This window comes from Streptomyces sp. NPDC007162 (assembly GCF_040634175.1).
In the GTDB taxonomy this organism is placed as follows: domain Bacteria; phylum Actinomycetota; class Actinomycetes; order Streptomycetales; family Streptomycetaceae; genus Streptomyces.
Window position 1 is genome coordinate 1 of the sequence record NZ_JBEYFC010000467.1, and the last position, 6,990, is coordinate 6,990.

8 protein-coding genes and 1 pseudogene are annotated in these 6,990 nt (G+C 70.6%); 1 reads left to right on the top strand and 8 read right to left on the bottom strand.

Going from position 1 to position 6,990, the window contains the following annotated elements:
* Nucleotides 1-120: 120 nt before the first annotated feature.
* The 7 genes and pseudogenes from ABZ646_RS36145 to ABZ646_RS36175 all read right to left on the bottom strand — a co-directional run.
* Nucleotides 121-276, bottom strand: a pseudogene (locus ABZ646_RS36145) (DUF664 domain-containing protein); the annotation flags it as partial.
* An 11-nt stretch (nucleotides 277-287) separates the two neighbouring features.
* Entirely contained in the window at nucleotides 288-1,208 is a 921-nt protein-coding gene (locus tag ABZ646_RS36150) for a hypothetical protein (protein WP_360528730.1), read from the bottom strand.
* Nucleotides 1,209-1,212: 4 nt separating this feature from the next.
* Nucleotides 1,213-2,307 (bottom strand): NlpC/P60 family protein, encoded by a 1,095-nt coding sequence (locus ABZ646_RS36155; RefSeq protein ID WP_360528733.1) that lies wholly within the window; start codon nucleotides 2,305-2,307, stop codon nucleotides 1,213-1,215.
* A gap of 492 nt (nucleotides 2,308-2,799) precedes the next feature.
* Nucleotides 2,800-2,955 (bottom strand): DUF6131 family protein, encoded by a 156-nt coding sequence (locus tag ABZ646_RS36160; protein ID WP_360528736.1) that lies wholly within the window; start codon nucleotides 2,953-2,955, stop codon nucleotides 2,800-2,802.
* A 98-nt stretch (nucleotides 2,956-3,053) separates the two neighbouring features.
* Nucleotides 3,054-3,611 (bottom strand): hypothetical protein, encoded by a 558-nt coding sequence (locus ABZ646_RS36165; protein WP_360528739.1) that lies wholly within the window; start codon nucleotides 3,609-3,611, stop codon nucleotides 3,054-3,056.
* Nucleotides 3,612-3,858: 247 nt separating this feature from the next.
* Nucleotides 3,859-4,254 carry a DUF2267 domain-containing protein gene (locus ABZ646_RS36170; protein WP_360528742.1) on the bottom strand — a complete coding sequence of 132 codons (396 nt, stop codon included), beginning with the start codon at nucleotides 4,252-4,254 and terminating at the stop codon, nucleotides 3,859-3,861.
* A gap of 220 nt (nucleotides 4,255-4,474) precedes the next feature.
* Entirely contained in the window at nucleotides 4,475-4,912 is a 438-nt protein-coding gene (locus ABZ646_RS36175; RefSeq protein ID WP_360528745.1) for an Hsp20/alpha crystallin family protein, read from the bottom strand.
* Nucleotides 4,913-5,036: 124 nt separating this feature from the next.
* On the opposite strand from ABZ646_RS36175, the gene ABZ646_RS36180 reads away from it, so the two are divergent.
* Entirely contained in the window at nucleotides 5,037-5,732 is a 696-nt protein-coding gene (locus ABZ646_RS36180) for a type III effector protein (protein WP_360528748.1), read from the top strand.
* 60 nt (nucleotides 5,733-5,792) lie between these two features.
* Here ABZ646_RS36180 and ABZ646_RS36185 read toward each other — a convergent pair.
* Nucleotides 5,793-6,990, bottom strand: a 1,198-nt coding sequence (locus ABZ646_RS36185; RefSeq protein ID WP_360528751.1) for an aminoglycoside phosphotransferase family protein, incomplete at its 5' end; no start/stop codon positions are given.

Here is a 6,990-nt window from a genome sequence, read left to right on the forward strand (position 1 = left end):
TCAACACGGTGACCAGGGCCGATCCGAGGGCGTAGCCGACGAACGTGCCGAAGTCGAGCCAGCTGGAGAGGAAGCCGCGCCGCCGGTCGGGTGAGGTTGCATCCAGGTGACGTGCTTGAGCAGCCCGAGCAACGTCGTCGCCGAGGAGACGAGCCGACGGCGCGCCTGCTCCTCGGTGAGACCGTCGAGGGTTGCCTCAAGGGCGCTGCGGTACTCCTCGACGAACACGTCGAGCTGAGTGCGTTCGTCGTCCAGCGGCACATCGAACGTGCCCATCACCTCTCCTTTCACTGCTGACCTTCCGTGGACGGGCCAGGACGCCGGGTGAAACGCCGCAATCCCCGGCGGGTGGGTTTGAGGGGCTTGTCCTCGGGAGCCACCGGCCCTTCACCTGGGGTCAGCGCGGGTTCGCTGGCTGTGATCGCGGCCGGTGAGGACGGTGTGCCCCGTTCGAGGCGGTTCCGGACGGCCTGGGCCATGGCCTGGTGGGACGGTTCCAGCAACAGGCCGGCCGCGGACAGGTGCTCCCACATGTGCAGCAGTTCCTGCCCCCGGGTGGCGACCTGGCCCTCGTCCCAGAGCCGTTGCCAGGCCGCGGTGGCGCGGGCCACCTCGGGTGCCGCCCGGGTGAGGTCGGTGCGGCAGCGGATGCGCGCGACGGTCAGCGCGAGCATGGTGGAGAGCAGGTAGTCGCCGCGCAGAAAGGCGAGGTACGCCTCGATCGCCCTTGCCTCCAGGGCGAGTTCGTCCTCCGCGCCCCTGCGCAGGGTGAGGTGCTCGCGCAGCGCGCCGGCGAGGACGAACGCGGCGTGCAGTTCATCGCGCCGCGCGTGCTGGATGATGCGCTCGACGCGGGCGAGCGGAGGAAACGCCGCCTCCTCCGCGGCGGTGCGTTCGAGCCCGGGTGGGAGGTCCTCCTCGTCGCCGATGGTGCGGCTGGAGCCGTCGGGGTACACGCGCAGCCGCGCCACCTGCATGACCGTGCGGTCGATGACGGTGGCCGCGACCGGGGCTCCCAGGGTGCGGGCGAACATGGCGACGGCATCGAGGATGGCCTCGTTGGGCTGCCGTATGCCGCCCATCTCCAGGAGATGGCCGTTGACCACCGTCGACCCGTCCTCGGCGACATAGGCGTCGAGCCGGATCAGCGGCGGTGCGCTGAGCGCGGGCAGCTTTCCCTGGTCACGGGGTGTCAGTGAGGAGGTCATCCGCTCAGACTCCGGGTCGGACCACGCCGACGATGGGCATGGAGGCGGCCGGGGCCGTGGTGACCGTGCGTCCGGGCCGGGGGGCGTGGACGATCGTCCCGTTCCCGATGTACATGCCGACGTGTGTGGCGTCGTAATAGATGATCAGGTCTCCCGGTCGTGCGGATGCCAGGCCGACCCGGGTCAGCCCCTGCCACTGCGCCTGCGAGGTACGGGGTATGGGGTGTCCGGCCGCCGCCCAGGCCGTGGAGGTGAGTCCCGAGCAGTCGTACGACGAGGGCCCCACCGCACCCCACACGTACGGCTTGCCGATCTGCGCCATCGCGAAGGCGACGGCCTTGGCGGCTGCCCCGCTCGGCTTCGTCCCGCCGCCGTCCGAGCCGGTTCCCGTCCCGGCGCCGCCGTCGGAACCGGAGCCGTTCCATTTGGCCCTGGCCTCCCGCGCCTGTTCCTGCTCCAACTGGGCCAGTTCGCGGGTCTGTTCCTTCTTGAGCCCCGCTTCGATCCGCTCGGCCTCGGCGATCTTCTTCTCGATCTTCCGCTTCGACTCGGCCCTGTCCGCCCGGCTGCTCCTCAGTTCCCGCAGCTTGTCCGCCGCGGCATCGGTCTGCCGGCTCAGCTCGGCGCGGGCGGTCTGCTGCGCCTCGGAGACGTTGACCAGATCCCGCATCGCCTGGCGGGCCTGGGCCGCCTCGTTCAGGGCGTCGTCGGGGTGGTCGCCGAGAAGCAACTGGATCCCGGTGGAGTCGAGACTGCCACCGCGGTACTGCGTGCGGGCCGCCGCACCCGCGAGGTCGTGCAGGTCGGACAGCTGGTCCTCGGTACGGGCCAGACTCCGGTGAAGCGATGCCAGCCGCCTCTCCTGCCCTGCCGCCTTCTCGTTCGCCGTGTTGTACGCCTCGGTGGCCACCTCGGCCGCGCGGTAGAGGCCGTCCAGTTCGTCCTGGATCTGCTTTATCGACCTGCCGTCGCCCGGATCAGGTTCGCTCGGGGTTGCGTAACTCGGGCCGGGTAACAGGACGATCATGCAGACAAGGGCCGTCAGGGTGGCTCCGCTCCACAGCCGTCCGCCGCCGGTCGACACGTTGATCAGCTCCATTTTCACAGGTCGCGTGCAGACGGCTCGGACGGACGACCTGGCCGCCGCGGTGGCCAACACGGGCCGTGCGGAGGGTCGTTCGAGCCTCCCTCACACTACCTCCCCCTCACCGGCTGCCCCTCGTACCCCACCCGTGTTCACCGAACCGACCACGTCTCGTCAACCCCACGGATGGATGTCCGGCTTCCGGGTGCGATCGCGGGTGCTGCCGCGGCACGTTGCTGCGCTGCCGAGGGGCCTCCGGCTCGCCGGACGGTGGCGTGTTGGCCCTGGCCGCTCCTGAGGGCTGGGAAGGGCCGGTCGTTCGGGACCTGGCCGATCTGCAGAGTGGCCCGCTTCTGGCAACGCCACCGGACCGGCAAGCACTTCTTGATCCGATGCGCTGATGCCCGGCCGCGTCGTACAGCATGCTGACGGTGCGGCCGGGCACGGCATGGCCTGTGGCGTGGCACCGGCCGCGTCGGATCCCGTGTTGCCCCTGCGCGTGACGGGCTACCAGTAGTGGCGACGGCCGCCGACGGCATGTCCGACGGAGCCCAGCAGGAACAGGATGAGCCCGATGACGAGCAGGATGATTCCGATCGTCCAGAGGAATCCGATGTGCAGGAGGAATCCGACGATGAGCAGGATGATGCCGAGAGCGATCACGGTGACCTCTTCTCTCCTCGGTCGGCGTACCGGCCGCTGATGGCGGCGCCCGGGCGGGCGTCGATGTTTCGGGGTCTCGCGTACGAGAGCCGACGGGTTCAGGCCGGGGCGTGACGGGTCTGACCGCCGTCGGAGAGGAGCTCGTCGAACAGGGCGCGGTAATGCACCATGGCGCTGCGCAGCTGCTCGGTGGTGGCCCGGTGACCGACGCTGAGGGTGTCGATCTCGTGTGCGGCCCTGTAATGCCCCAGGGTGCGCCCGTGCTCCACCGAAAGGTCCTTCATCTGCTGGTCGAAGCCCTCGGTCGGGTAGCCGCGCGCCTGCATCAGCGACGTCACCAGCCGGTCCGCGTCGTGCACCGCGTTTTCCGGGCGGTCCACGAACTCCTGTTGCACACCGTCCCAGTCCCGGCTGAAGCGTTCCCGGGCACTGTCCGGGAGCGGCTTGATGTCCAGGTCGGCATGACGCTTCGAGCGTTCACTGAGCTCACGCTCGGCTGCGAACCTGCTGTCGGCTCCTTCGACCGTGCGCTCGTACTCCGGGCCGAACCGCTCACGGAGCTTTCGGCGTCGCATGAGCAGCACCACAGCGAATGCGATCAGGGCCACGACCACCACAACGGGGATGATGATCGCCAGAAGAGTTCCGGTAGACATCGGACAGCCTCCGCCCGACTGAAATGAATCTGCATAAGCCGTGTACCTGGATAATGCGGAAACATTCCTGGCAGTGCCGTCGGCAGCCGACGGGAGCACCGAGTTTTTACCGTGCCCGGGGCCCCGGACGGAACCCCGGGGCGGAGGGCCCGCAGGCCCGTCCGCGGCCACGGCGCAGGGGGTGGCGTACGGCGGTCGGGGCACCGGGCCTCTGGAGGTCGAGGTCCGGTGCCGCGTGGTTTCGGTGTCAGGCTGCCTGGGTCAGTTCGGCCTTGCCGAACAGCAGGGCGAAGCCCGAGGGGAGCTGGGCGATCACACGGGTGATGAGGTCGGGGCCGGCGAGCCGGCTGACGACGGCGAGGACGGTGCCGGCGTCCCAGCGGGCGGTGGCCTGGGTGCCACCGGTGTGGGTGGCCAGGTCCTTGACGAAGCCCCAGCCGGTGAGCCGTTGCGCGGCGGGGATCTGAGCCGTGAAGATCCGGGCCGCTTCGAAGGGCAGCCGGGCGGCCAGCTCGACGCGTTCGTCGCCGGTGAGCTGTCGGCCCAGCGCGGCCAGCACGTGGCGGACGGCCTCCTCGGCCCGTTCACGGGTGGGATACGCGCCTTCGTAGCGCACCCTCTCCAGCATCTGCTGGTACGTCATGGTCGGAACGGGCCGGGTCGGTCGGGACTCGGGGAACATCGGGGGCCGGACTGCCTTTCCTGTGGGAATGCTGATCGTGTTCCGGGGGAGCTGCGAAGGGCGCAGCTCGTGGGTGTTCTCAGGCCGCAGGGCGCGGAGGGCTGCCGACGACGGAGGACGGCCGTGGGTAGGGACTCCAGCCCCCCGCGCGTGGCCCGAGACACGGTGCAGGCGACGCTGGTCAGCCGCTGATCTCGGTGCGCCCGGTGCTGCCTGCGCCGATCGAGATCTTGCGCGGCTTGGCGCGCTCGGCGATGGGGATCCGCAGGGTCAGGACACCCGCGTCGTAGTCGGCCTTGATGTGGTCGACGTCCAGCGTGTCGGCCAGCACGACCTGGCGGGAGAAGACGCCCAGCGGCCGCTCGGACAGCTCCAGCTGCACGGTGTCGGCCTTCGTGACCGGGCGGCGTTCCGCCTTCACGGTCAGCATGTTCCGCTCGACGTCGATGTCGATCGCGTCCGGCGAGACACCGGGCAGATCCAGGGCGATCACGTACTCGTCGCCCTCCCGGTAGGCGTCCATGGGCATCATGGCGGGCCGCGACCAGGTGCCGGACGTGCCGAAGAGCTGCTGGGTGAGACGGTCCAGCTCACGGAACGGGTCGGTGCGCATCAACATCGTGAACACCTCCAAGTGCTTGGGCAGAACTGCCAATGCGCTCTGACACCGTTGTAACATGTCATCGAAACGATGACAAGCACGGTGTCATCGAAAGGGTGACACGCTCGACGGAGGAGATCGCATGTCCGCTGCCGCTCGACCCCCACGATCCGATCAAGGCGGCCCGACCGAGGGCCACCGGCCGGGCCCCGCGTCCTTTCTCGCCGCGGCTGCCGCCCTGCGTTCCATCGACCAGGCGCTGCACGTCGCCCACGGCGCACAGGACGACGAGCCGCCCGGCACCGGCCCCGCTCCCGAGCAGGTCCTGGCCTCCCTCCTGCTGCTGCGCGAGGTGCGCGAACGGCTCGCGGGCTGGGAGACGGATCTGATCGAATCCGCCCGGGAGGCCGGCGCCAGCTGGGCCGATCTCGCGGCCCCTCTCGGCGTCGCGAGCCGTCAGGCAGCGGAGCGCCGCTATCTGCGGCTGCGTCCCGGAGCCGCGGGCACCACCGGCGAGGAACGCGTGCGGGCCACCCGCGACCGCCGCGCCGGGGACCGCTCCGTCACCGCGTGGGCCCGCGACAACGCCGCTGACCTGCGGCGCCTCGCCGGCCAGATCACGGCGCTCACCGAACTTCCCGCCGCGGTCCGTCCCTTCGTCCGCCGCATCGATGCCGCTCTCGCAGCCGACGACGCGTCCCGTCTCATCACTCCGCTCACCGAGGCCGAACCCCACCTGCGTTCCACCCGCCCGGACCTCGCCGCCCGCATCGACAGCATCACCGGCCACACCGAACAGCTGCGCCAGGACAGCAAGACACGACGTCAGAACCCCTGACCTGCGACAACGCGCTGCCCACTACGGCGTACCGGGGCCGGATGCAGGGTCCGGCGCCCGTCAGCCGTACCGCCGCAGCAGTCCGGTCACGTACGCCTCCAGCCGTTTCCGGAGCACGTCGGAGGTCAGATCGTCACGTCCCAGGTCACGCCACGGACCGGCCAGCTTCGCCGCGTCGGGGCAGTAGTGCAGGGCGTCGAGCAACCGCCAGTACAGGTGGTCGGGGTGGGCGGCGAGGTCGCGGCCGCCGTGTGCCTCGTAGCGCTCGCGAAAGGCCAGCCCGCACTCCGGCCCGTACAGCAGCGCGAGCGCGGTCGAGCAGTGCGCCACGTCCAGGTCGGCAGGTCCCCACGAGGTCTCGACCCAGTCCACGACACCGGTGATCCGCAGATCGGCGCCGACCCCTGCGAAGAGCACGTTCCCCGGGTGGAAGTCGCGGTGCAGAAAGCAGCCTTCGTACGGTGGCGGGTCCCGGCGGAGCACCTCCACGGCCCGCTCCCACAGGGGACCGTCCGGGGCGCGGACGCGCTCCGGGGACGTCCATGCCTGGTACGTGCGCGGTCTTTCGGCCGGTACGACGCCGTGGACGCGGACCAGCTGGGCCGCGAGCAGATCCAGGCGTCGGTCGAGGTCGTCCTCGTCCACGCGGACACGACCCGGCAGAGCGGACATCAACAGGGTCGGGTGATCGCAGTGCTCGGCCGTGGCGTCCACGGCGACGAGAGCGGGCGCGGGGACGCCTTCCTGCCCGGCGAGCAGGGTCAGGACCGATGCCTCGCGGGCCAGCAGCCCGGGTCCCGCATGCCGGAAGAACGGCTTCACGAAGGACCGTTGCACCAGATCCGTGCCGTCGTCGAGCGTGAGCCGGCGCATCTGGGAGCTCCAACCACCGGACAGAAGGCGGGATTCGGCGACCGAGCGGCCGTGGCCGAGCTGCTTGGCCACCCACGCGCGCGTGGCCGTCCAGCCGCGGTCGTCGAGGCCGGTGAGCATCGCCTCCACGAACTCCCGCCGGTCCTCGGCGTGATCGCGGAGCCACGCCCCCACCTGGTGCTGCGCGTCCGGAAGGTCGAGCCGCGTGTACTGGGCGCATGCGGCCAGCGCGTCCTGTACGGCCTCGGTCACTGCGGGCGGGATCACCGCGTCGGTGCCGGGCACGGCGAGCACCGCCCGCCGGCCGATGCTGGGGATGCCCTTGCCGGTCCAGGGTTTGCTGAGCGGACCGGTCGGCCCCAGGTCGACGGCGCGGCTGACCTGC